The following is a 25895-nucleotide window of genomic DNA, read 5'->3' on the forward strand; positions in this document are numbered from 1 at the left end:
CCATATAGAACATATATATGGTAATTGGAAAAAATTATATTCTTTAAATCAAGATGAACAAGAATTGATTAAAAAATGGATATACAAAAATAATGATAATGAATTTGTAAAAATGGTTGCTGCTCGTGGTGCTGAAAATTTAGTATTAGAATACTATAAATCTATTGGATATGATGTAGAAGATATTTCGATTAAACAAGTTGAACATCCTTATGGTGGTGATTGGGAAAAATATGATATTAGAATCACAAAAGAAAAACAACCTATATATTTAGATGTTAAAAATGCTAGATCATCTCAAAATTCAAAGGTTTACTCCTCATTTTGTGTTAGAAAATTAAAGGAATATCGTGAACAAGATATTAAAATTATAGGAGTTCTTTCCCCTCTTCTAGATCAGAATGATTATCAATCCAAGAAGTCCAAGAAATATATACATATAATATGGTACTGTGCTAATAAATTGAATGAGGAACAAAAAATAGAATTAGAAGAAAACATCAAAGACGATTTAGCTAAAAAATCTCAAAATCAAAACATCACAAAAAATGATATTATACAAGCTATAGAAAAACAAAATCAAGATATTTGCAATTCTGAGCAAATTAAGATACTGGGAACTTTTGATAAATGTGATATTAGTGAACTTGAAAGATTGTTTTCAGGGGAAAACCTAGATATTAATATTAGTAATAAAGGAGATAAGCCTTATTATCCTCACTGGTTATTTGATTATGATGACGATTTTTATATTAACCAACTAAATATCATCGAAGAATTTAGAAACTTAACTAATGAGGAAATACCATCATATGATGAATATGAAGACTATCAAAAATTTAACTTAATAGAAAATCAATATAATGCTTTACCTTTATTTCTTGCTGCTCAAAGAGAATTACCTAATAACTGGAGAAAAAAATTGTCTGAATGGAAATGCAAATTTATTGATAGTATTCTTATTATTAAATATCAAAGAATTAAATTACCTCATATATTTTTAGCTATACTCAGACATTTTCTGAGTATGATTCGTAGTGATGGCAATAATCAAGATTATGATCCTCTACAATATTTAAAAATTTTATATACTCACAAAAATTACAATGAAGATCCACATCCTTTGAAAATATATGATCCTGTTAAAGATCAACATCCTAATTTTCCTGAACAATCACCAACAATTATAAATTTTTGTAAAACTTTAAATATTTTACATAGTGGCAGAGAAAATCTGAAATTAAATGAGTTTGTAAAATTTTACTTTCAAGGTAGAGGATTATTACAAGGAACAAAATTAGGAAGTCATGAAAAAGTAAGAATTTTAGCCTATTGTGGTAACTGTGGATATCCTCATATCATCAGAAATGAAGAACCTGGTAAAAATAATATATGTAAGAGTGATACTTGTAAGTATCTAATTTGTCCCAAATGCAAATGTTGTAAAAAAGATTGTTCTGAATACAAGAAAAGAACTGAAGAAAAGCCTGTAGATATTCTAGGTTTAAATGTCGTCAACTTAGTAGGTAGAGTAGGCGGAGATCCAGATGTTAGATATTTTGATGGAAATATAAGATGTAATTTATCTTTAGCTGTGAACCGTCGTAATAAAAATGATGATAAACCTGATTGGTTTAACTTAAAGCTCTGGGGAAACACGGCCGACATTGCAAAGAACTATGTACGCAAAGGTAGGCTAATTGCTGTTCAAGGATCTTTGATTTTTGGAATATGGGATGATAAAACAAAGGCTAATAGTGAAACACCTATAATTCAAGTAGAAAAATTGCATTTATATGATTAATACCAAAATTAATTATCAAGAATTTCCTATTTTCTACAACCTTTGTTAAAATCATCTAATAATTGTTATGGTAAACTTATCTAAACCACATGACAGAACAAGAAAAAACTAATCATTATTTTGTTGATGAAGCAGGAGACTTAACATTTTTTGACAGAAAAGGCAGAATTATAGTAGGAGAACCAGGAGCATCTAAATTTTTTATGGTAGGTGTAGCCCAAATTTTCCAACCAGAAAAAGTAATTTTAGAACTTGCAGAACTCAGAAAACAACTTTGTTGTGATCCGCGCTTTAAAGACATTCCCTCAATGCAACCTTCCGCCAACAAAACAGCAATTACCTTTCATGCAAAAGACGATCATCAAGATGTCAGAATGGAAGTATTTAAACTAATGCAAACCTTTGAAATTAAAATGTATGTAGCTATCAGATACAAAGCAGAATTAGCAGTAGCTACTCAAAAAACTTATGAAACTTTGAGCAAAAAGACAAATCAAGATGATATATATGATGATCTAGTAAAAAGACTATTTAAAGATAGATTACATAAAGCAAATATTAATCATATCGTTTTTGCTAGACGTGGTAAAACTGCACGAGAAGAAGCACTACAACAAGCTATTAATCAAGCAAAAAGAAATTTTGAAACAAAATGGAAAATATCTTCCGATAGTACAACTATTATTAAACCAGCTTACCCATCAGAGTATGCAGGGTTACAAGTTGTTGATTACTATTTATGGGCTTTACAAAGATTATATGAACGTCAAGAAGATAAGTATTTTATGCCACTTGCTCAAAAATACAGGATGATTATGGATTTAGATGATCGGCGAAATAAGAACTATGGAGAGTGGTACACCGATTCTAACCCGCTATCATTGGATAAACTTAAATGGTTTGTGGGCTAGGTTTAAGTAGACAAGCCACTTAAACACACGGCATGAAGCCGACGTTCACCCACAGTTATATTATATCATTGATATTAAAAACTTGCAAATAATGTAATGAATTAAAACCAATATTGTGGTTAATATGTACCATAAAATAGCAAGCGATCGCTCTCAATATCTTAAACCTGTTCTTCTTTTTGGCGTTCCTTTTTGGTTTTCTTTTGCTTAACAAAAGTTTCTCTGTCTCTTACTTCAGCTAAAATCGAACGATTGCTAATCTCTTTACCTGCTTGTCGAATCCTGCGACTCATGGCTTTAGACTCATCCAGAGATAATTCTTCAGTCTCCAAATCTTGAGCATAAGCACGAGCTAAAAATTCTTCTTGAGAACCTGTTTGGCGATAAACCAAGATAGTTGTAATGTCTTTGGGGTTAAATCGCAACACCACGCTTTCCCCTGCGTAACCAGCCAGATTTTCACCCCGATATGTCAGATTTTCAAATTGCAGATATCCACCCCTGTAAATCGAGCGTCGAGTTTGTTTCATTAAACAAATACGCAAATCTTCTTCTGAGATTAAATTGGGGGCAACAATTAACCCAGCTTCCCACCTTTGATAACGAGTTTGATCTCCTAAACGAGCATCAATACTTTGGTTATATTTGTCTACGAGATACCTTACCAATAGACGTTCTAATTCTCGTAAAGTTAAACAAGCTTCTTTCTCCGCTTCCTCTGGACGTTCCTGAACATTTGAACCTGTGTATCCTGGTAAAGTAGAAAATAGATCAGTATTCAATGTACCAAAGGGACGTTCGACAATACCGCCTTCACTGGGGCGATAGCGAAGCGCTCCGTAGGAATCTCGGAGATGGCAAGCAAATCCTAACTGCACACCAATCTGTTGCAAATGGTTGGATTTAAAATTAATACCCCCATCAGTGAAAAAGTGTTCTGGCTTCCCGTAAGTTCCCCATTCTTCATGTAGTCCGTATTCTGATCCATATTTTTTAGGTAATATGGCATGACGCAGAGCCAAAGCTACAACCTGAGAACTTGGTGAGTCAAAACCTAAATTAATGCCTATGATACACCGGGAGTAAGTATCTATCACTGTTGTCAGCCAAGGACGAGCTAAAAGTTCACCGTGTTTATCCACCAGTAAAATATCAGCACGAGTATGATTCCTACGGAGCGCTTACGCTATCACACTGCCAGATATGATTGCTGTATTCCACTGATAAATCTAGTCCGTCACGGGTTTTCAGTGATAATCGAGAACCGCGCCAACCACGATTTCTAACACCTGCTTTTTGCTCTTGTTCCTCAATAATCGGTTGTAGAACTCGATAAACGGTTCTATCACTGGGATAATTCTCATCACCCGATTCCGCTGCTTTTGCTTGTACTCTGATAGCAACCTGTTGGGGAGTAATTCGCTTGCCACCCTTGTTACCTTCTTTATAGGTATTGATGATGAATTTTTGCCACTGAGAATCTATGCGGTGTTTACCTTTGTCAGCACGTTGAGTGGTTTGCAGTCCGGCTAAACCTTGTTCTTCCCATTTTTTAACCAGTCTGCGGACTGTTCGGACTGATTTACCTAGTTTTGCTGCTACCTCCCTTTGTCTTTCTCCGTAAGTTGTGCGATCGCATGGTTCAAGTAATTTCTGGATTAGTTCCAATAGTTCTTTATCACCTGTGGATAGTTGAGTGATAATCTCGCTATCTTCTACTTCATCGTTATTGGGTTTATCATAAGAACACCCGGTAAGTGGGAAACGAGCGCGTCTTTAGACCTGAGAGGGAAACGACACGAGCGGTTTTAACCGCTGTGGATATTAAAATTGAAACCAGATTTTTGATTGGAATCTGGAAACCAACTCCCATTTCTGGGGTAATGTTAGCTAGATGCCTCCGGCACGCTGGCGCGAACGACCTGTTATAAGAGCTTGCTTGAGCTTGCAACACTGTTCCAGTGACCTTAGAACTGTTTAATCACAAGCGACAGAGCAGGGAACTAGCAACGCATTCCGGGGTGTCGTGACTCAAATAACGGCTACCATGAGAGTAAACTCAGGGTGGTCTGGTCAGTACGGCTTGCTTGATTACTCTTGCAAGCCCAGTCCCTTTAGGGCTGGGTTACTGACCTTGTGTTTCTAGCATATATGTTTATTACAAACATAGTTGAATTATACTCTATCGGAGGACAATTAATTTGTCAAGTAAAGTAAAGATTGGAAGAATAGAGATTTTCAATAGAGGACAATTAATTTGTCAAGTATTTAAACTCGGACAGCTATTTTGTCAATTGATGTTGAAGAGGCTAAATATAGGCTAAAATAGCAAAACCCTTACTATATAAGGGTTTAGGGTTTAATATTTTTGTGGACATTAATTTGCCAAGTGGTCATTTAATCTGGCAAGCGACATTAGTCCTTCCCCATTTGTAGATATTAGTGAGAAGTTTGTACATCGTGAAATTGGTGATATTTTAGCAGATTTAGCAGCAGCAAGACAAGCGAGGGAATGGGCTGATAAGGATTTAGATGAGGTTTTGGTTAAGTTGAATTTAGGTAAATGATTTAATCATATCTCGTTCCCAGTCTTCGACTGGGAATGTTCTACAGAGGCTCTGCCTCTAATGTCATTGAAGGCAGAGCCTTCTAGAATTCATTCCCATACAGAGTATGGGAACGAGAAAGATTTTGGGAAGTTTATCCAGTGGTGTAAAATAATTTTAGGAGTTATGAGGTTTTTTAGTTATGACTCAAGCTGTGGAAAAACAAGAATCTATTTTAGATAGAGTCCAGAATTTAACACCGGAACAACAGGAAGAGGTATTAAATTTTATTGATTTTTTGCAATTTAAGAGACAAAAGCAGGATGTAGAGCCAAAAAAACGCCGTAAATGGGGAGATATTAAAGGTAAAGCACCTTATCGTTTAGTTGGTGAAGATGCTCAAATTTGGGTGTCAAGAAATAGAAGAGAGGAGACGGAAAATAGAGAATTACATTTAAGAAGTAACTAAGTAGGTGAACACAATAAAACCAAACTGTGTAAAGAAATGTAAAATCGCCCAAACCCTCTTCACTCTTGCCTCTTGCCTCTTGCCTTTTGCCTTGCCATAACGACAATTTTCAACGCTCACCTACTTATGAAGATTGAAGATCATTTAATTCAGGGTAAAAAGTTATTTCTGGATACTGCACCAGTAATTTATTATGTTGAGAATAATCCTCAATATCAATCGTTAGTTAATTATGTATTTGAGAATCTTGATTCAGGTTTGCTGAGTGCTGTTACTTCTCCTATCACTTTATCTGAGTGTTTAGTTTATCCTTATCGTTTAGGATTAACTGAACTAAAAGAGGATTTTATTGATTTGATTGTTTCTGGTGTAAATGTTGAGTTTATTCAAATTGATGAATTAATTGCTAAACAAGCCTCTCAATTACGAGCTAAATATAATTTGGCTTTATTAGATTCTTTACAAATTTCTGTGGCTATTGTGGCTAAGTGTGATGTATTTTTAACGAATGATATTCAATTGAAACGAGTAACAGAATTACCAATTTTAGTTTTGAGTGATTTTTTGGCAGGTGGTAAAAATGGATAAAATAGAATTACCTCCTGGTTGGAAATCTACGGCGTAAGTGAATGAACCATTTTCAAGCCTTGCAGTCTATCAAATTTTCCGAGCTTTTAATGGTCATGTCATTTACGCCAACCTGTACTAGATACTATATTCCTCAACAATATAATTGGGAGAAAATTCGTTTTCATCCTAAAGAGGGTTTAGGAGAATTTATAACTACAGCTATGCGAAAAATAGCTGGTTTTAATAAGAATTTATCGGGTATATTGACCCTAAAAGACTACAACGAAAAACAACATGATCAGCGTGTTTTAGATGATGATAGATTATCGGATTTAATTGAAGTTATCAGTCCTCATCATTTGGGGTTGAAAAATGCCAATGCTGATCGTGAAATTGGTGATATTTTAGCAGATTTAGCAGGTAACTGTTCACCCCCCCTATCTTTAACGAGAGATCAAGGGTTTCGATAATTTTAGAGGGGGGGAGTGAATAACTACTTTAGCAGCAGTAAGACAAGCAAGAGAATGGGCTGATAAGGATTTAGATGAGGTTTTGGTTAAGTTGAATTTAGGTTATTAAGTTGAGGAGGACAATATATGTCTTATAGTGATTTTACTTTAGAAACTGTTAAGAAAAATCTACATCTGAATATTTCTAGCAGAGACAATATTTTTTCTGAAGTTGCACCATTACCAGTTAGTGAATATTTACAGGAAACTTTAGCCTATAATGTACCGGTTGCTTTGGCTAGTAATACGGAAAAATCTCGTTCTGAGATGATTATTACCCCGATTTTATTAGAATTAACTAAAAAGTTTGCTAATCAAATTAGTTTGTTTTCGGGTGTGGAATTTAATATTGAACCTAGTCAGGGTTTAAATGGAAATTGTGATTTTTTAATTAGTCGTTCTCCTGAGTTTTTATTGATTAATACACCTGTGATTATTATTGTGGAAGCGAAGAAGGAAAATATTAAAGGAGGTTTGGGACAATGTATCGCTGAAATGTATGCAGCTAGGTTATTTAATGAACGGGAGGAAAATCAAATTACAGAAATTTATGGGGTGGTAACTACAGGAGAAATTTGGAAGTTTTTAAGGTTATCAGGTGAATTGGTGCAGATTGATTTGGCTGAATATTTTTTAAATGATGTCAATAAGATTTTGGGAATTTTGTCTAGTGGTGTAAAATAATTTTAGCAAAGCATTATTTAAAGATGTGGAGGATAAAAGTCGAAAATCACCTTTTTTGATTTCCATAGGCGATCGCGCTGAAAAAATTCGCCAGCAGTTTGAAGATAGGCAAATTGAAGCAACAGAAGCATTAGCGAAACTCGAAGAAATTGCCAAGGAACGTATTCAAGCGGAAACAGAACGGGAAAATCTCCAAATTGATGAAAATACCTATGCTATTTATACTCAAAACGGCTTGATTGTTTGATTCTAAAGGTAGGGGTAAAGCAAGAGGTTCATTGGTGTCAACTTAAGGTAAAACATCTATCCCGCAAAGAACTCAAGTCGTCTCATTCCCAGTCTCTGACTGGGAATGAATTCTAGAAGGCTCTGCCTTCAATGATATTAGAGGCAGAGCCTCATCAACTGCATTCCTAGTCAGAGACTAGGAACGAGATGTGGTAGGGATTTGATTTTATTGAATTCTATCTAACCACTGTGGGAAAATTTCTGGATACCAGTGAGGGATATACTGAAAATGGTATACTGATGTATACTCACATCTTGCGTAAATCCTATTCTAAAAAAAGAAGCATAATATGAGAAAAACTGTTTTTTTTAACATTGGATGGATGAAACATTATCAAGGTATTACTACTGATGATGATATTGAGGGAGGTGGTGAGTTTATTGATGACAATAAATACGGACATGAAATTTTTAATTTTCAGGCTTTTAATGATTATATGTATGGTTACGTTCAGCCTGGTGGAACAGGTAACTATTTAGACAGAAAAATAAATATTGATAGATTAGATGCAGCAAAGCAAAATTTAGTTTATGATGTTTTATCTGTTTGGGTAGCACCAAATCCAGATAAAAATGGTACTTGGGTTATAGGTTGGTATGAAAACTCAACTGTTTATCGGAATTATCAACAAGCACCACCTAATTCTAATAGAATTTTTAAAGATACCCATTTAGGTTATCGGGTTACAGCAAAAGTAAAAGATTGTGTATGTTTACCTATTGAGAAAAGGAATTTACAAGTTCCAAGATCGCAACAAATAAAGGGTGGTATAGGACAATCAAATATTTGGTATGCTGATAGTGAAGAAAAAGATATTATAGAGTTTCGCCAAAAAGTAGAGAATTTTATCCAAGAGTATCGCAATTCAGATATCATAAAACTAATAAATATTCGGCAAGAACTTGATCAAGATTTTTTCAATACAAATATTATTAATTTAGAAGATGCCAGAAAGCGAGTTTTAAGATCAATAGTTTGTCGTCAAGGACAATCTCAATTCCGTCAGAAACTTCTCACTGCATACAAAGGTAGATGTGCTATTTCTGGTTGTGATGTAGAACCTGCTTTAGAAGCAGCACACATTATTCCCTATCTTGGATTACATAGTAATATTACTTCTAATGGATTATTGCTTAGAGCAGATATTCATACTTTATTCGATCTCAATCTCATTACTATTCATCCAGACACTATAAAAGTTTTAGTTGCACCTAAATTAATGAAAACGCAATGTCGGGCATTTTATCAAAAAACAATTATACTTCCTGAAAATGAAGCTGATAGACCTGATAAAAAGGCAATAAAAAAACATTATACAGACTGCGATCGCCTGTGGCAGTCTTGAGAGCGATCGCTCATAGTTTACATTCTCAATAAGCATTATCTTTCTCTTGCCAAATTGCGGCTCTTTCTGCTGCCAAACCCTGAAGTAAATCACCTAGTTCTAAACCTGCATCTTCCATCATGGCTGTAATTTTGTCGGCAATTTGTGGAACTTGCGGCTGTTTGGGAGTAAGTAAAACAACATCACCAATTTGCAATAATGTCAACGTATCACCTGTAACTAAGCTAAGATGCACCTTTAAATCTTCTGGAATAGTAATTTTTCCCTCATTTTCTATGCGAATAGGGAAAGCTTTAATTTCCATATTTTCTGATATATAAGTCATACTTAGTCGTTTGTATGGGTTTTTGTAGGGACATTTTCACCAAACGTCTCTAAGTCTATTGTAAATGTTGCCGTACCGGAGCGATCGCATTAGCAACCATCATCCCACTTCTAACCACAGCACAAAACGCAATCCCAGGAACTTGCCCCCCGTTTTAGTATATCCTCACGGGGGAAGTTCAGTCTAATCCTTACTGTCGCGCCATAATAGTCCGCATTTCAGCTTCCCGATCTTGAATCAAATCACCACTAACATCCACCATCACACTATAAATCTTACCCGTAAACTTAAAAGGCGGTTCATAATCCGGCGTAACAGGCGCACCGGGGGCAATTCCACAGGTGACACCACTGGTCAAACCTAGTGCTAAGGGAGTAGTTACAGGCACATCAATCTGCCCGACCAATTTCTCATCAATATACAATTGGCCGCGTCCTGGCGTTCCTTTTCCCTTGGCTAAATCTGGTTGACCCGTGACTTTAAACTCAAAGCGCAACTGGTGACGACCTACCGGCACAGATGACCCAGATTCTACATGATAGAGCGATCGCCCGACATAATTATGAACCCAGTGCAGTTTACCACTTTGGACATAGAAAGAATAGCCACTATCATTCCCCCCATGAGCCAGTAATATCCCTTCTGCGCCACCTGGGGGAATCTCCACATCAGCCGTAATACTGTGGGGACGATTTAACACCCTCACCGCACTACCGGCTGGAATCGCTTGAGTATCAGGATAGTAAACATAGCGACTACGATTGACAGCAATTTGCGGGCGTTCTTCCGCAAATCGTTGCACGCCACGTCCATCTACAGGCAACACATTATACTTGCCAGCCTCAATATACCAAGTAGCAATCATCTCAATCAACTTAGGACGATTATCATCCGCAATATTGTGATTTTCCGCAAAATCTGAGGCGACGTGATACAGTTCCCAATGATGAGTATCCAAATCCGTTAGAGTTTCCGCCGAAATCGCCTCACCAAAAAATTGCCCCGCTTCAGTAAATGAAGGACCAGGCCAAGGACAAACCGCCCGCCAACCATCATAGTAAAGAGAACGATGTCCCATCATCTCGAAATACTGGGTAAGATGCTTAGTGGGGGCGGTACTATGATTAAAAGTATGGGCAAAACTGACACCCTCAATGGGGGATTGAGTCACACCCTTAATCGTTGTCGGTGGTGCAATTTCCAGTAATTCCAGCACCGTCGGTACAAGGTCAATGGCATGAGCGTACTGAGTCCGAATTTCCCCTTTAGCCTCAATACCTTGACTCCAATGGACAATTAAAGGGTCGCTAATTCCCCCCCGATAGGTTTCCCGTTTCCACCGCCTAAAAGGCGTATTCCCAGCCCAAGTCCAGCCCCAAGCATAATGGTTAAAGGTTTCGGCACTGCCTAATTTATCCAATGCTTTGAGATTTTCCTCTAGGGATTCTGGCACATTGTTAAAAAACAGGTTCTCATTCACTGAACCAGTCGGTCCCCCTTCCGAACTTGCGCCATTGTCCGAGATCACCATAATGACAGTATTCTCGAATTCACCGATAGATTTAAGGAAATCGAGTAAACGACCGATATGGTAGTCAGTATGGGTTAAAAAACCAGCATATACTTCCATCATCCGAGCATAAAGCCGTTTTTCGGCGGCTGGGAGGGAATCCCAGTGCGGGACATCGGGATCATGACGAGAAAGTTCGGCATCTGCGGGAACAATCTCCATTTCTTGCTGACGGGCAAAAACCTTTTCTCTGTAGGCTTCCCAACCATCATCAAACTGTCCAGCATAGGCATCAGCCCATTCTTTGGGGACATGATGGGGGGCGTGCATTGCCCCTGGACAAAAATACATGAAAAAAGGCTTATTTAGGGCAACCTGCTTGGCATCAGCGATAAAGCTAATGGCTTTGTCTGCTAAATCTTCTGTTAAATGGTAGCCTTCTGCGGGGGTCTTTTCTGGCTTGACGGTGTGGTTGTCATAAACCAAATCTGGATAATACTGGTGGGTTTCTCCGCCTAAAAAGCCATAAAAACGTTCAAATCCACGACCAAGAGGCCAGCGATCATAGGGGCCTGCGGCTGAAAGTTGGTCTGATGGGGTTAAATGCCATTTTCCTAACGCATAGGTGTTATAACCCTTCTGGAGTAATATCTCTGAGAGAAACCCATTTTCAAAGGGAATATTCCCATTACCTCCGGGATAACCCGTAGACCCTTCTGTAATGCAGGACATGGCGTTAGAATGGTGATTGCGCCCAGTCAGCAGACAAGAACGGGTGGGAGAACACAGTGCCGTTGTGTGTAGATTATTGTAGCGCAATCCATTCGCGGCTAGTGTGTCTAGGTTGGGGGTTTTGATGGGACTTCCATAATTTCCAAATTGTCCAAATCCTGTATCATCGAAGACGATAAATAGGACGTTTGGTGTATTTTCTTTTGCTCGCAATGGTTCTGGCCAAGCTGGACTGGATTTATCAACTGTGCGGCCGATTACACCGGGGAAGGTAGTTCCGAGTTTGTATTCATGCAGAGACATAAATCTGACCTCTTGAGAATATTTAATTTTTAACAAAAACTCCGAAATTCTATATCCTCTTTAGGAGGGGGTAATTTATAAATTTATGGACTGAATTACCATACCAAGAAAACTAATTAAGGGACTTCCAGTAAATAAATTATCCCATCCCAATAAATAAATGAACAAACGAACCACAGAGGCACAGAGAACACAGAGAGAGAAGAAATAGAGAGGGTTTTTGGCAAAAAGGGCTATTTAGTTATGAAAAACATCACTCAATTAACTCACCTAGAATTTGTGTTACTAAAATTAATTGAGAAAGGAAAAGCTTATGTGTAAAATGGAATCACATAACCTAAGATAGCTCAACTATACAAAATGCTTTCAGAAGACCAGCCTAGGACTAATACTGAGTTTGGGGATATTCTAATCAAGATAATTAAGAATCCTTGTATCCCTGAATCAAAAGACCTGCTTATACACGAAAAACCAGCATTTGGCTATAGATTACAGAAAAGCAAACTCTCCGATAAAGAATATTCCTTAGAGTTCATAAAACTGCTATATGAGGATACGGATAGCTGAAATGTCGGTTTTTGATTCAGATTCCTCTCTAATTATCCAAGGATGATCAGCTAAAACATAATCCCACTTTTTTTAACTCAGGAATCACTGATGCTTCAAAATCACTAATTCTTTTTTTTCGTCAGACACTGATGGTACTGGAGACGCAGACTGTATTAGCCTAGTCATTTTGTCTAGTAAAATATTTTTTCTTATTTCTTTGAAATTTTGATAACATATGTTATTTTCTAAAGGAGGCGTTAAAACAGCATAAAATATTTGGTTCATGTGTGGTTCTGGCAACCAATGGATCTCAATGTAGCTTTAATTCTGATGAACTTAGAGATTTTGGGAAATCCTGTTTTTTACAACTGATAGACCACCTCCGAGGGAAGGTTTGACTACAGACCAACGCATCAAGTAAGACAATCACCCATTGAAACAAATAACCTAATTGGAGTAAAATACAATGACCACAGACCAACCAAAAGAAACAGAATTTGGCGAGTTATTAGTCAAAATAATAAAAAAACCATATATTCCGCTCACCAAAGAACTGTTATCTCATCCCAGCCCTACACCTAATAGACCCGGACAACCACACAGATTAAGACAGAGTAAATTATCTACTCATGCCTATGCTGAAGTAAGAGACAAATGGTCTAAAATAATCGCCGAGCGTAACCTATATAACGATTCACATGGACTGTCTTATGATTTGTTTATGAAGATGACCCGTGACTTATTCGGTTGTGAGGACGTTCGAGATCCTGAGATGCCTATCACACGAGAAGCCGTGAACCATTTAGTCCACACAGGTAATCCTTGGAAAAAGTCTAAAGCTGCTGCAACTGTACAGGATTATAATTTACAGTTTTTATGTTGCTTCACGCAAGAATATACTTTTGATCATCTCAAATTAGTAGGTGAAAAAGTATTGGTGGAATACCATAACAGCAAGCGCAAAACTAAGGTTGAGCCGGTTAAGCTCACTTTAGATTTTTCGCTACCTAATGATCACAATGAAGATAAAGAAGAATCCCTGTATCTGAACCACAATGGTAAAATAACAAATAATCCAGAAGAGGCAAATAATCTGAGAGGATTAATTGATAATGCTATTCGTAAAAACGGTGTGGATTATTTTTTGAGATCCGGCATATCTGCTGAAGAGTTATTAAGAATTGCCTATCAAGATAGTCCTAAATTTGGGATAGAAACTTTAACTAACTTACCAGATTTACTCAATTTGTCCTTAGAAGAGTTTGTACTGCTACTCGCTAAGGACAAAGATAACCCAAACGCGGGGTTCTGATTTCTTAATCCAAGGGTGGCTGTTAATAATATCTTCCCACATAGCTTTATACTCAGGACTTTATAGAGAGGTAAAATTTATGTGGGAAGATCCAATAGTGGAAGAAATTCGTCAGACGAGAGAGGCACATTCTCGGCAATTTAACTACGATTTAAAGGCAATTTATCAAGATTTAAAAGCACAAGAAAAGAAAAGCAAGAGACAATTTGTATCTTATACTCAGTTGTTAAAGAACGGATTCGGATGATTTTGAATGTGTAAACTAGGCAATATTAGCCATTAATCTGACTGCGGGTCTATCGGCACAAGTTGGCAAGCGAAAACAACTCATTGGCAATGTAACAATGGCTACAGTATTGCCAAGCATATCGAAAAACTCAACGCTGTAGCCTGTTTCTAGTCCGGGAACATCATGTTGTTCAACTACTGTGCCAATATCGCCAGCATATACATTGTCTTCGGGAAGATCACGCAATAAGATTACATCTGAGTAAAGAGTGAAATTCATTGCAGCCTCCAATATTGCTTGCTAATCAGGAAATAAAGTGATCAATCGCGGAAAGTCTGTACCTGTATCTATTTGCCAAACTGTCTTAACAAGGAGTGGTCTGTTAATAGGGGTAAGCAGATTTGCGCTGACTTCATATCTTGTACCATAAGCAGTTTCTTTAATTAGATTAACATCTACAGTTAGATGAAACTTACGGATATCTGATTCTAACTGTTGCCAGTTATTAGGACAATAACCAAATTGGAGTAGTAATTTCGCTTTTGTCCCACCACGTTTATGTTCAGTATTCAGTAAATACTCAGTCAGCTTAGATGGTTCGATTACTGCGCGATCGCTATTTGGGATTTTCATCGGTAACATTCTCCATAATTTTACTGGAGACTGCCCTTGAAGAGAGTTAACTGCAAAAGAAAAATTGAGAAGCGAATTTTGTAGATTTGCCACTCTGGTTTTTCGCGCATTACAACTCAATCACAAATTACCACCATAAAAATTAGTAAATCGTGACTTACACTAAACCACTGTATGTATTTACAATACAGCCATTGAGTGATTCTTCAAGGCGCAGCCTTAAAGTTAGGTTGTGAATGCTACGAATTGACCATGCTGCTGCTTCCTTAAAATCCTTTTGCAATCCTTAAATTGACAATCCCCACCCTTCTTACCTTTGTTTTGGTTGTTTGTTGTGGAAGCACACGCAAAGAATTCGAGCGTGAACGGAACTAGGGTGGGAAAAAAGGAATAAGTTAAATATAGCACAAATTTTTTGGCAATGTCTAACAATTCTCCAGCGGAGTTATCCTATTCCTAAACTTAATGGGAGAAAAAAGCCAACACATTTTGGCCAAACGATGGTATTAATGACAAAATATCAGCCTAAAAAATTTTCATACATAGAGCATTGGTAAATCCCTGGTATCGTAATCGGGAGAGAAAAGAGAAGGGGAAGTAGTACCACCGTGAAATCAAAAGTCAAAAATTCATTGCCCGAATTATTACCCCAATAAAACTAACTAAGCCAATTACAAGTAAAGCCACTCCGATAATTTCCGCACTGTGAGAGGTTTCGTAGGTATAGCGATAGCTGCGCTCGCCAGGGGCAACGCTTTGAATTTGTTTAAGTAACTTACGGTGTTCTCTTAACCCTAAAACCATTCCCAACATTCCCGTAACAATAAAAGACAGTCCCACAATCACTGAAAATCTGACTGGGTTAAGATGATGACTAATACGAGTATTTTCGATCGCTCTCACAATGGTGGGAATACCAAAGCCAAAACCAATTAAGGAAAGACAGGTGCGTATCCACGCCATTAATGTGCGGTCTGCTGCCGCTCGACTGCGGTATTTAGCTAATTCTGTTCTATCTGCTGCTAAATCTTTGGTAGACAAGTTTATGGGTGGTTGACTCATTGTGGTAAGATGTGCCTGTAAATTACTTCTGAATAATTAATTTTATTATTGTTGTTTATTGAGTTCTTGAGTCAGAAAATAATTGAGGAAAGTTCTAATTAAGGCAACAATTCCTAGTTTTCCTAGAGACTCAAAGGTTGAATGGTAGGTTGTAGAAAGAATATCTGCTCCTAATTGAAATTCTAATGCCAGCACTAACCAAATTCCAAAGTTGAGCCGGATTTGCAGAAATCGGTTTTGACTATGATGATGGTTTAGAGAAATTGCTATTTTTCCGCTTTTTAATACACCCAATAAAATACAAAAAACAGAAATAGATTCTAGTAAGAATTTGAGCAAAGTCACAACAAATGCTAACCCGCTCTCTAGCTGTTCAAATAATGCCATAATTGAGCTTTTTTCTCACGCAGAGACGCAGAGGCGGAGAGAGGAATTGAAAAACTGTATTTAAGTAGGTTGTTGATCTAATTTGCGTTTATTCCAAATTGAGTAAAAACCACCTAGAACTGCTCCCAAAATTACATAAGCTATGATTGTGGGAATTACCTGTTGTTGTACGTCATTCAAAATAGCGATAAACAAGGCTAATCCGACATTACGAGCAATACAGGAAATTGCTAAAATTGGTTGTGTATCATCATTATGATCTCCTAAACTGTGTCCTATTGCTAGAGAAACAATTATCATGATTGTAATCACAACCATTGGTAATCCCCAAACTTTAAAAAATAGGGGAATCCCTAAAATACCAGCCAAAATAACCAGCAGTAATAAAAGAATATCAGCAATAAAATTTAAAGGTTGGGCGATATTTTCGGCAAATTTAGGAGTAAATTTTTGCAGCAACAGACCGATACTGACAGGCAACAACTGTACCATGATCACCTGTCTAGCGACTTCTAAAATTGTCACTTTTTCTACAAGATGCTGAAATAGGCTGAAAAAAATGCCCAATGTGACGGGAGTAACGCAGACTGCAAGTATGGCGAGGGTTAATTGAAGACTGGCTGCGTAACAGAATCTGCCTCCAGCCTTTTGCGCTCTTTTTGTGGTCAGAGGCGCACCTGGAGAAGCCGCTAACAAGGCTAATCCTGTGATTACTTCGGGGGGTAAGTTAAACAGTTTTAGCAGGACAATAACCACTAAAGGAACTAGCACGACAACGGCTAAAAGCGCACGGAGTAGTAAAGCCGGTTTTCGCCACAGAGAGAGCATTTCTTCAAAACAGAGATTGCTGCCTATGGCTAACATTAGAGAAAAAATCGTGATTTTAACGAAAATCAGCAATAAAGGATGGTGCATGGCTTTCACTACATAACTTGCTCCCTGGAAAGATACGAAACGAAATAAAGCGATCGCCAGGGTTTAGGAACTTCCAAGAAAAAAATTATCCCAATAAATGAACAAAAGAACCACAGAGGCACAGAGAACACAGAGAGAGAAGAAATAGAGAGAGTTTTTGCGTTAGTTTTGGGACATATTTTTATTTGGAAGTCCCTTAAAAAGCGGTTAAAACCGCACGAGTCGTTTTCCTCTCAGCACTAAAGTGACTGAGTTTCCCACTTACCACAAGGTCTTATGATATCTCTAAACACAACCCCCTATTACTATCTCTGGTAATAAGCTTTATTGCTCCCAACTTCCTACCTGACATCTTGCACCAACAAAAATTGATGTTAAGTAGTGAGACAGAATTAATTACACAATAGACATCTCCGAAAATTAAATATGCGTGACATGAAACCCCTGTAGAGACGTTCCATGGAACGTCTCTACAATCTTTACCGGAGATGTCTATTGTCATTGCGTAAGCGTTGCGTGGCGTTAGCCATAGGGAACGAAGTGAAATGAAGCGCTGCTGCAAGCAGTTCGCAAGGGTTGTGATTGCTTCCCTTCCCTCGCAATGACTGTAAATATTTTTGTCCAATTACTTAATAAAGCCACCTTCAAGCCCGCAGGTTTTAATCTGTAGGTGAAAGTGGCTTTAAAAATCAGCTTATTAACAGGTTGTTATGGCGATGCACTGACAACCCATCTATTCTCTACCTGTTGGTAAACCTAACTTGTGGTTACTAGGACTAGGAGAAGATTCATGGTGAGTGATTTTCAACTTGGGTTTAGGACTACCGCCACCGCTGCTGCGTCTGTCGTCGTTGCCTTTACCTTCTTTTGACCAAGAGGAACGACCACCGCGACCACCACCGGAACTGCGTTCACGTTCGCCACTATCACCACGTTTGTTGATTCTGGGTTTGGGAGTTGGGCTTTCTTCAACAGGTAGGTCTACTCCTGATAGTAACCAAGCGGGGCGGGTTTGATCGTAGGCGATTTGTAAAGCAGCAGCAGCGATCGCATGAGCATCATATTCCTCAATCATCTCGCTGATAATCGGCAAGAAGGAAGCTAACCGTTCCCCAGTTAAAGCTTCAGCAACTTGTCCTCTTAACTTCTGGATATGTTGGGCTTCAATCTGTGCCTTGGTAGGAATAGACAGAATCTGCCAAGTTTGACGGTTATGGCGTTCAAATGCCTGTTGTTTGCGGCGTTCAAATGCCTGAACTAAGGAAATTGCCGTTCCTTCTTTTCCAGCCCGACCAGTCCGACCAATCCGGTGAACGTATGTTTCCACGCTATCGGGTAAATCAAAGTTGATAACGTGGGAAAGTTGGTCAACGTCCAAACCACGCGCTGCAATATCAGTAGCTACCACCCAACGTACTTGACGGTTACGGAAACGGATTAATAGGCGTTCCCGGGCTTGTTGGGACAAATCACCATGATATTCATCCACACTATGACCAGCAGATTGTAATTGACTGGTTAATTCTGCGGCTGTGCGGCGGGTGCGAACAAAGATTAAAGCTGTTTCTGGATCTTCCATTTCCAGAATTGGTTGTAAAGCTTTAGCTTTTGTCCAATGACGGGGAATCATGTAAGCCACTTGATTGATTTTATTCGGTGCGGCTTTGGGTTGTTCAACGGTGACAGTTACCGGTGAGTTCAAAAATTTATTTACCAACATCCGAATTGACGGTGGCATTGTCGCTGAGAATAAGGCTGTTTGGCGTTCTTCAGGCGCTTGAGAAAGAATTCTCTCTACATCGTCAATGAAGCCCATGCTTAACATTTCATCAGCTTCATCCAAAACAAACCATCTGACTTGATCTAATTTCAAGTTACCACGATCTAGCAAGTCTATGACCCGTCCTGGTGTACCGACAACGATTTGCGCCCCACGTCTGAGTTGCATAATTTGACGGTCAATTGATTGACCACCGTAAATAGCCGCTGCTTTCAAGTAACTGTTACCAATAAATTGGGAAACAGCCGCATGAACTTGAATTGCTAACTCACGAGTTGGGGTTAAAACTATGGCTTGTACAGCTTTTAAGCTGGGATCTAATCTTTCTAAAATTGGTAGAGAAAAAGCTGCGGTTTTACCTGTTCCTGTTTGGGATTGACCAACTACATCCCGACCATTTAAGAGTTGAGGAATTGCTTGGGTTTGAATATTTGTAGGTTCAGAAAAACCCATGTTTGCTAACAGTTCAGCCCGTTCTTGGGAAATACCTAATTCTTGAAATGATAAATTCATTAATGCTCCTAGATTTGATTGTGAATTTTGAACTTGTGAACCGATACTTATTTGTAAATTAAGTCTTATACAACAGCAGATAGCAGATAGGAAGATAATCTATCACTATTGATAACTTGACCATAGAGGTCATAGGCATCGGCACTTTGAATTGCTACTTTAACGATGGTTCCTAGCCTAGCCTCTCCTTTAACATAGACTTGACCATCAACTTCGGGAGAAAATCTGCCGGAACGACCGATTAATTCTCCACCTTCAGGATTTTCTTGCTCAATCAGGACATCAACTACTTTGCCGATTTCCTGTTGATTTTTCTGGAAGGAAATTGGCTGTTGTAATTCCATTAGTTGATTACGGCGTTCCGTCATCACTTCTGCTGGAATTTGATTGGGTAGATTGTAGGCGGGAGTTCCTTCTTCTGGTGAGAAGGTGAAGACACCAACATGATCAAATTTATGTCGTTTTGTAAACTCTAATAAATGTTGAAAATGTGCTTCCGTCTCTCCAGGAAAACCAACTATAAATGTGGTTCTTAGCACTGCTGATGGTAGGGCAATTTTCAGCCGTTCCATAATCCCATCATTGATTTGCCCTTGCCAAGGACGATTCATGGCGCGGAGAATTTCTGGATGAGAATGCTGTAGAGGCAAATCCAAGTATGGTAAACAGTTGGGGGTTTCTTGGATGGCAGCAATTACATCTGGTGTGAGTCCAGTGGGATAGGCGTAGTGCATCCTAATCCAAGGGATATCTACTTTGCCTAATGCCCGCAGCAATTCGGCTAATTTGGGTTTCCCGTAAATATCTAAGCCGTAATTGGTGGTGATTTGGGAAATGAGTATTATTTCTTTGACACCTTGACTTGCCAGTTGTTGGGCTTCGGCGACTATTGATTCAATGGTACGCGATCGCTGGTTTCCTCGCAAATGGGGAATAATACAAAATGCACACCGATAATCACAGCCTTCTGCCACCCGTAGGTAAGCTACCCCTTCAGTGGTTGTCCGGTAACGGGGTGTGGTTTCATCGGCAATATAGGTAGGTTCAGCAGTAATTTCTTTAACTCGCTCTCCCTGTTCTACTCGCTCGATGACATCAACGATTTTGTGATAATCGCCTGTCCCTACTACCGCTACTGCTTCCGGCAATTCTTCCAATAATTGTTCTTGAAAGTGTTGCGCCATGCAGCCAGTAATGACGATTTTTTTATTGGCTTCCGCTAGTTCTACTAGGGTTTTTACTGATTCCTGTCGAGCCGCTTCAATAAAACTACAGGTATTGACAATTACGTAATCTGCTAATTCTTCGTTACTATCTACACCATAGCCTGCATTTACTAGCAGCCCTAGCATATGTTCTGTATCAATTCGATTTTTCTCGCAGCCCAGGTGAGAAATGGCAATCGTTGGCTTTTCAACCATATTTTGAATAGATCTTCCGTTTTTCCTTGTTAATTAACATTCAAGCGTTGGGTTAGGAATATGCAATCACAAAAATACAGCAGGTAAATGAAGCACGAAACTTCAATCAAAAATCAATCGGGTTTTACTCGGTGATTTCTGACTGGGCGCAGGCCCTGCGCCCCTACCTCCTGACTTTTGTTGTCTTTTCCACCCAACTACCCGCTACTAATTACCAGATTTAACCTATATAACTAGCAACTTTAACTAGTAAAAGCCAAATTACGACCTTCAGCTATCATGTTGATAGGATCATGGCATGATACTTCTACTAATTTGTTTCCCAGGGTAATCTTAAGTGTCTTTGGGTAAGTCCGACACTCATTATATTTTTAACAATTCGCTTAATGGTATTTTGCATTACCGCAGCGTGGGCGTTGTTAATTTACCCGTTGGGAAGCCGACCAAGAGGTCTGTTGTGAGAAGCCGCTACCCAACTGGGGAAATCGCATGGGCGACTACGCCTATCAAGCAGTAATGCTACTCGGACATTTGCAATTAAATGCCGGGAAGCTGCCTTGCATCTTGTGAGTGGCAAACTCCTCTTGTCATCAGATTCTATCTTAACATATCTTATGGAAGGTTGAAAGTTAATTTATATCTTCAGGAGGAGGCAATAATTTGACCATGAAAAAGGTGGGATCAGGGGCAGGGAGATGGGAAAAATTACTAATTACCCATTCCTAATCATCTATTCCCTGTTTTCTGTTCCCTAAAGCAACTTATATTATTAGTATAAAAGGCGGAAGGCTGTAATGCCTAGAGAATCTGCATTTTTTTGTGTGATTCTTCCTGTCTAGTTATTGATGCCATTTTGTTACCCCCTCGTCTGGAGAGTGGGGATAGACAAGAACTCCAGACTGTGACAAGTAAATTAAAGACGTGGACTTATATCAGTTATTTAAAACCCGAACGCCAATTATTGGCGTAGTACATCTGCTCCCTCTTCCGACTTCAGCCCGTTGGGGAGGTAGTCTCAAAGCAGTGATTGACCGCGCCGAACAAGAAGCCACAGCCCTTGCCAGTGGAGGTGTAGATGGGATTATCGTTGAGAATTTTTTTGATGCCCCATTTACGAAAAATCAAGTTGACCCCGCAGTTGTGAGCGCTATGACTGTGGTTGTGCAACGCATCCAGAATTTAGTTACTGTGCCTTTGGGATTAAATGTGTTACGCAATGATGGTAGAAGTGCGATCGCTATTGCTAGTTGCGTTAATGCCCAATTTATCAGAATTAATGTTCTTACGGGTGTGATGGCAACGGATCAAGGTTTAATTGAAGGGGAAGCTCATCAATTATTACGATATCGTCGGGAATTAGGATCTGATGTGAAAATTTTTGCTGATGTTTTGGTAAAACACGCCCGTCCTTTGAGTTCTCCTAATCTGACGGTTGCTGTTAAAGATACCATTGAAAGAGGTTTGGCTGATGCGGTAATTTTATCTGGTTGGGCTACTGGTAGTCCTCCTGACCAAGAGGATTTGGAACTAGCTAGTAATGCGGCTGCTGGTACTCCTGTGTTTATCGGTAGTGGTGCAAGTTGGGAAAATGTGGGGACTTTGTTACAAGCCGCAGATGGGGTGATTGTTTCTAGTTCTCTGAAACGTCATGGTCAAATTCAGCAACCAATAGATCCGATTCGCGTCAGCCAATTTGTAGAAGCTGCCCGCAGACCTCTATTGTCTAAACTATGATTCTTTTGATTCTCTTGATTAGAAATTGTCTAAACTATGATTCTTTTGATTTTCTTGATTAGAAATTGTCTAAACTATGATTCTTTTGATTTTCTTGATTTAGATGATTAGGAGAGGAGGATCTTTAGATTCTATTCCCCAATTACCAATTACCAATTACCAATTACCCATTACCCATTACCAATATTATGATTCGTCGTCGTTCTACTCCTTGGATTCATAAATGGTCACGTCCGGCGATCGCAACCATCGCTGGATTTGGTATCCTGAATACAGGTTATCTCACTTTTGAAAAGCTGACCGGTAGCACTCCAGCTTGTACTACAGCAGAAAATGTTAAGGGTTGTGTGGATGTCCTTTCCAGTCCTTGGGCTACGGTTTTTGGTCAACCATTACCTCTATTTGGTTTATTGGCATACATGGGGATGTTTATATTGGCTTTAGTTCCCTTAGCCTTGAACTCAGGAGAAAATCATAAAAGCCAGAAACAATGGGAAAATTTGACTTGGTGGTTGCTGTTTGTGGGAGCGATCGCTATGTCAGTTTTTAGTGGATACTTAATGTATGTCCTGGCATTTCAACTCAAAGCAGTTTGTCTTTACTGTATTGCTTCTGCCTTGTTTGCATTAACTATGTTAGTGCTAACCGTCACGGGTAGAGATTGGGAAGACATTGGACAACTTTTATTTACGGCTCTGATTGTGGCAATGGTGACGTTAATTGGCACTTTAGGCGTTTATTCTCAAGTAAATCCATCAGGTAACATTACCGAATCAACTGATGGCAAACCAACAGCAATTACTTTTACACCTAAAGAACAACCAAATCCTGAATTTGGCTGGGAAATTACCACTAAATCTGGTGAAGCAGAAATAGCCCTAGCCCAACATCTTGTTAAATCTGGTGCTAAGGAATATGTGGCTTATTGGTGTCCGCACTGTCACGAACAAAAGCTACTTTTTGGTAAAGAAGCTTATAAAATCATTAGTGAAAGTTCTGCGGTAGAGTGTGCTGCTGATAGTCCCAAAGGTAAACCAGAATTATGTAAAGCTGCAAAAATCGAAGGTTTCCCAAGTTGGATTATTAATGGTAAAACCTATAGCGGAGTTCAAAACCTAGAGGAACTAGGAAAGATTACAGGTTATACAGGTCCGAAAAACTTTAAGTATTTCCGCTAGAGATAAGACTACATCCAACAAATCATTAAATCAGGTAGGTTGGGTTGACGTTCTTGTTACCCAACATTTACGGACTTTTGTTGGGTTGCGCTGTCGCTTAACCCAACCTACTGAGTATTTATGTAAATCACTCATAAAACCTCCTTTTTGTCAACTGATATCCCAATATATAAAGTTTAGATAAATATTATATATTTAAGTAAATATACGGTTTATTATTAACATAATAGTTAATTACTATGATGTTATCTAGCTAACATTCAATCTGATGGAGAGGTTGAAGAGGTTAGAAAAACACCTGATGTAAAAGAGGATTATCTAGTTAGCGAGGTTGAGGATATCAGGAAGTGCGGTGATCTTCAGCAAGTTGTGCCATTCAATCATGGACAAATTAGCTGGGGGAAAAGTGGAATTAATGAAAAGATAAAAAAACTAGTCGTGGGATTTAACATGATCAATCTTCGTCGTCTTGCTTTAGTTAGTGGTATTGCTCTCAGTGCTGTTGCTTTTACACCCAAAGCCCAAGCCCAGACTGCGGATGTTAACTTCACTGGTAATATTTCCCCAGCTTTTACCTTTAGTGTTGGGTCTGGTACTAATCCTAGTCCCTCCACAGGTTTCAGCGGTAAATCGTTTTCAGGTACAGCAGATGTGAGTATATCCTGTTCTAGTGGTGCTTATATAAGTATATCTACCCCCCAACGGATAGCTGCGCCTTCTGGCTTCAATGACAGTTTTCGCAAAGCTCGTGTTCGCTTAGGAAACAGTTTTACATCGGCTGAAGTGGGTAGTTCTAATGGTTTTCCGCTCTGGACTGACTCAGCCCCTGCACCTTTAAGTATTGGTGGTTGTACGAGCGAGCCTTTGGTTGTAGAAATCATTGCTGGTAGTACCGATGTCGGTAGTCCTCCTGCGGGAAACTACACCTACAAAGTAACCCTAACAGCTACGGCTAAGTAGATATCTGGTGGTAAAGATTTTAATCAGATAACGCATATTTAATATTTACCAGATATCTAGCAAATATTAAATGTGCTAATCGTGGTCTTAATCTAGGTCAAGTTCTACTGGTATGGGATTACAGTTAAATTATGATAGTGGTATTTTCAATTTACCTGGAAATGAGTATTTAAATTTAGGTTATGAAACTAGCAATTATAGTAATAAAGCTAATGATTTATTAACGTTAAAATGGAAATATCAATCACCCTATCGTCAAAGTGATAAACGTTCTATTTGGGATTTTGATCTAGGTTATGGTATTGGTTCTCAAGGTAGTGGTTTTTTAGCTTCTGTTGCTACTTTTTTCATTCCCGGTTTATCATTACGTTTGCGTTATGATGGTGTTTCTCTGACTTCCGATAGTGCTTCTTATCGGATTGAACTTGGTTCAGTTGCTAATTTCAGTCCTAAAATTAGCCCAGGAGATAAGTAGGTGAACACAATAAAACCAAACTGTGTAAAGAAATGTAAAATCGCCCAAACCCTCTTCACTCTTGCCTCTTGCCTCTTGCCTCTTGCCTTGCCATAACGACAATTTTCAACGCTCACCTACTTACTTGATTTGAGCGGTTACGCAGTGAAGGGGGAATTTTTGTTCAACCCTTCTTAGATAAGAATAATAACGGTATTCGTGATCATAATGAAGAGATTTATACTCAAGATTTAGAACTACTATTAATGCTAAATAATAAAAAATTTAATCCTAACTTTTCAAATATTACAAAACAAGGTGCATTTATCAAACTTACTCCCGGTTTTTATCGTCTTGATTTAGATCCTGCTGGATATCCTCTCGACTATAAACCTACTCAAGTAAGTTCTGCAATAGAAGTAGTTGCTGGTAGTTATACAAAACTTTCCATACCTTTTGTTGCTTCCTACACTCTAGCGGGAACTGTGACAGATTCAACAGGAAACCCTATTGCTGGTGCTAAAGTTGAAGCTATTAATCCTAATACTAAATCATCAGTTATATCTATTACTAATAGTGCGGGTATTTTCTATTTAGAACAATTACCATTATCAACATATCAATTAAAAATTAATGGTAAATCTGCTGAACCTAATACAATTACAATTCAAGCAGATACTAATACTTTACAAGAATTAAATTTAAAATTACCTTAGAGGATGTTTGAAAAGTATCAGAATCAATCGAGATCCCCCCAACCCCCCTTACAAA

At 38.5% G+C, this 25895-nt stretch carries 26 protein-coding genes; 15 read left to right on the top strand and 11 right to left on the bottom strand.

Annotated features, from left to right (window positions below):
- Positions 1-1495: 1495 nt before the first annotated feature.
- Together ssb and FJR37_RS18220 are read left to right on the top strand one after the other, a co-directional pair.
- Positions 1496-1804: a single-stranded DNA-binding protein gene (gene ssb / locus FJR37_RS27055; protein WP_371416138.1), complete on the top strand. Its 309-nt coding sequence runs from the start codon at positions 1496-1498 to the stop codon at positions 1802-1804.
- Positions 1805-1893: 89 nt separating this feature from the next.
- Complete coding sequence (locus tag FJR37_RS18220; protein WP_168466732.1) at positions 1894-2715, top strand: DUF3800 domain-containing protein; 822 nt, start codon at positions 1894-1896, stop codon at positions 2713-2715.
- Positions 2716-2876: 161 nt separating this feature from the next.
- Here the strand turns inward: FJR37_RS18220 and FJR37_RS27780 are convergent, their stop codons facing one another.
- Positions 2877-3857 carry a Mu transposase C-terminal domain-containing protein gene (locus FJR37_RS27780; protein WP_371416137.1) on the bottom strand — a complete coding sequence of 327 codons (981 nt, stop codon included), beginning with the start codon at positions 3855-3857 and terminating at the stop codon, positions 2877-2879.
- A gap of 28 nt (positions 3858-3885) precedes the next feature.
- Positions 3886-4383, bottom strand: a complete 498-nt coding sequence (locus FJR37_RS27065) for a helix-turn-helix domain-containing protein (protein WP_254434605.1) — start codon at positions 4381-4383, stop codon at positions 3886-3888.
- A 1080-nt stretch (positions 4384-5463) separates the two neighbouring features.
- On the opposite strand from FJR37_RS27065, the gene FJR37_RS18230 reads away from it, so the two are divergent.
- The 6 genes from FJR37_RS18230 (at position 5464) to FJR37_RS18255 (ending at position 9127) form a co-directional block, all read left to right on the top strand.
- The gene (locus tag FJR37_RS18230) at positions 5464-5730 is read left to right on the top strand and encodes a DUF2281 domain-containing protein (protein WP_168466733.1); all 267 of its coding nucleotides are present in this window, start codon (positions 5464-5466) and stop codon (positions 5728-5730) included.
- A 126-nt stretch (positions 5731-5856) separates the two neighbouring features.
- The gene (locus FJR37_RS18235; RefSeq protein WP_168466734.1) at positions 5857-6318 is read left to right on the top strand and encodes a PIN domain-containing protein; all 462 of its coding nucleotides are present in this window, start codon (positions 5857-5859) and stop codon (positions 6316-6318) included.
- A gap of 41 nt (positions 6319-6359) precedes the next feature.
- Positions 6360-6770 (top strand): type I restriction-modification system subunit M N-terminal domain-containing protein, encoded by a 411-nt coding sequence (locus FJR37_RS18240; RefSeq protein WP_096663203.1) that lies wholly within the window; start codon positions 6360-6362, stop codon positions 6768-6770.
- A gap of 126 nt (positions 6771-6896) precedes the next feature.
- On the top strand, positions 6897-7493 hold the full coding sequence (locus FJR37_RS18245; RefSeq protein ID WP_053540464.1) for a hypothetical protein: 597 nt from the start codon (positions 6897-6899) through the stop codon (positions 7491-7493).
- A gap of 25 nt (positions 7494-7518) precedes the next feature.
- The gene (locus FJR37_RS18250; protein WP_168466735.1) at positions 7519-7740 is read left to right on the top strand and encodes a hypothetical protein; all 222 of its coding nucleotides are present in this window, start codon (positions 7519-7521) and stop codon (positions 7738-7740) included.
- A 331-nt stretch (positions 7741-8071) separates the two neighbouring features.
- Complete coding sequence (locus FJR37_RS18255) at positions 8072-9127, top strand: HNH endonuclease (RefSeq protein WP_217355323.1); 1056 nt, start codon at positions 8072-8074, stop codon at positions 9125-9127.
- A gap of 25 nt (positions 9128-9152) precedes the next feature.
- On the opposite strand, the gene FJR37_RS18260 is transcribed toward FJR37_RS18255, so the two are convergent.
- Positions 9153-9452: an AbrB/MazE/SpoVT family DNA-binding domain-containing protein gene (locus FJR37_RS18260; RefSeq protein WP_152608972.1), complete on the bottom strand. Its 300-nt coding sequence runs from the start codon at positions 9450-9452 to the stop codon at positions 9153-9155.
- Positions 9453-9642: 190 nt separating this feature from the next.
- The gene (locus tag FJR37_RS18265) at positions 9643-11997 is read right to left on the bottom strand and encodes an arylsulfatase (RefSeq protein ID WP_039204647.1); all 2355 of its coding nucleotides are present in this window, start codon (positions 11995-11997) and stop codon (positions 9643-9645) included.
- 1015 nt (positions 11998-13012) lie between these two features.
- Between FJR37_RS18265 and FJR37_RS18270 the strand changes: the two genes are divergently transcribed.
- On the top strand, positions 13013-13858 hold the full coding sequence (locus tag FJR37_RS18270) for a hypothetical protein (protein ID WP_039204642.1): 846 nt from the start codon (positions 13013-13015) through the stop codon (positions 13856-13858).
- Positions 13859-13937: 79 nt separating this feature from the next.
- A complete protein-coding gene (locus FJR37_RS18275; protein WP_168466736.1) occupies positions 13938-14105 on the top strand; it encodes a hypothetical protein in 168 nt (55 codons plus the stop codon).
- 15 nt (positions 14106-14120) lie between these two features.
- Here the strand turns inward: FJR37_RS18275 and FJR37_RS18280 are convergent, their stop codons facing one another.
- The 7 genes from FJR37_RS18280 to rimO form a co-directional block, all read right to left on the bottom strand.
- Positions 14121-14366, bottom strand: a complete 246-nt coding sequence (locus FJR37_RS18280; protein WP_039204641.1) for a DUF4926 domain-containing protein — start codon at positions 14364-14366, stop codon at positions 14121-14123.
- Between the two features lie 21 nt (positions 14367-14387).
- Positions 14388-14720, bottom strand: coding sequence for a DUF6883 domain-containing protein (locus tag FJR37_RS18285; protein WP_039204660.1), 333 nt, complete (start codon positions 14718-14720; stop codon positions 14388-14390).
- A 621-nt stretch (positions 14721-15341) separates the two neighbouring features.
- Entirely contained in the window at positions 15342-15782 is a 441-nt protein-coding gene (locus tag FJR37_RS18290; RefSeq protein WP_039204639.1) for a YidH family protein, read from the bottom strand.
- 45 nt (positions 15783-15827) lie between these two features.
- Positions 15828-16169, bottom strand: a complete 342-nt coding sequence (locus tag FJR37_RS18295) for a DUF1622 domain-containing protein (protein WP_039204638.1) — start codon at positions 16167-16169, stop codon at positions 15828-15830.
- A 60-nt stretch (positions 16170-16229) separates the two neighbouring features.
- Positions 16230-17084 carry a bile acid:sodium symporter family protein gene (locus FJR37_RS18300; protein WP_039204636.1) on the bottom strand — a complete coding sequence of 285 codons (855 nt, stop codon included), beginning with the start codon at positions 17082-17084 and terminating at the stop codon, positions 16230-16232.
- Between the two features lie 733 nt (positions 17085-17817).
- Positions 17818-19377: a DEAD/DEAH box helicase gene (locus tag FJR37_RS18305; RefSeq protein WP_053540454.1), complete on the bottom strand. Its 1560-nt coding sequence runs from the start codon at positions 19375-19377 to the stop codon at positions 17818-17820.
- A 65-nt stretch (positions 19378-19442) separates the two neighbouring features.
- Positions 19443-20798, bottom strand: coding sequence for a 30S ribosomal protein S12 methylthiotransferase RimO (gene rimO / locus FJR37_RS18310; protein ID WP_168466737.1), 1356 nt, complete (start codon positions 20796-20798; stop codon positions 19443-19445).
- 921 nt (positions 20799-21719) lie between these two features.
- On the opposite strand from rimO, the gene btpA reads away from it, so the two are divergent.
- The 5 genes from btpA to FJR37_RS18335 all read left to right on the top strand — a co-directional run bounded on the left by btpA (position 21720) and on the right by FJR37_RS18335 (position 25840).
- Positions 21720-22532: a photosystem I biogenesis protein BtpA gene (btpA, locus tag FJR37_RS18315; RefSeq protein ID WP_168466738.1), complete on the top strand. Its 813-nt coding sequence runs from the start codon at positions 21720-21722 to the stop codon at positions 22530-22532.
- 188 nt (positions 22533-22720) lie between these two features.
- Positions 22721-23710, top strand: a complete 990-nt coding sequence (locus FJR37_RS18320) for a vitamin K epoxide reductase family protein (RefSeq protein WP_168466739.1) — start codon at positions 22721-22723, stop codon at positions 23708-23710.
- A gap of 369 nt (positions 23711-24079) precedes the next feature.
- The gene (locus FJR37_RS18325) at positions 24080-24670 is read left to right on the top strand and encodes a hypothetical protein (RefSeq protein ID WP_168466740.1); all 591 of its coding nucleotides are present in this window, start codon (positions 24080-24082) and stop codon (positions 24668-24670) included.
- Between the two features lie 112 nt (positions 24671-24782).
- Positions 24783-25145 carry a hypothetical protein gene (locus FJR37_RS18330; RefSeq protein WP_168466741.1) on the top strand — a complete coding sequence of 121 codons (363 nt, stop codon included), beginning with the start codon at positions 24783-24785 and terminating at the stop codon, positions 25143-25145.
- A 245-nt stretch (positions 25146-25390) separates the two neighbouring features.
- Positions 25391-25840 carry a carboxypeptidase-like regulatory domain-containing protein gene (locus FJR37_RS18335; protein ID WP_168466742.1) on the top strand — a complete coding sequence of 150 codons (450 nt, stop codon included), beginning with the start codon at positions 25391-25393 and terminating at the stop codon, positions 25838-25840.
- Positions 25841-25895 lie beyond the last annotated feature (55 nt).

The organism is Aphanizomenon sp. UHCC 0183, from assembly GCF_009712065.1.
Classification (GTDB): Bacteria; Cyanobacteriota; Cyanobacteriia; order Cyanobacteriales; family Nostocaceae; genus Dolichospermum; species Dolichospermum heterosporum.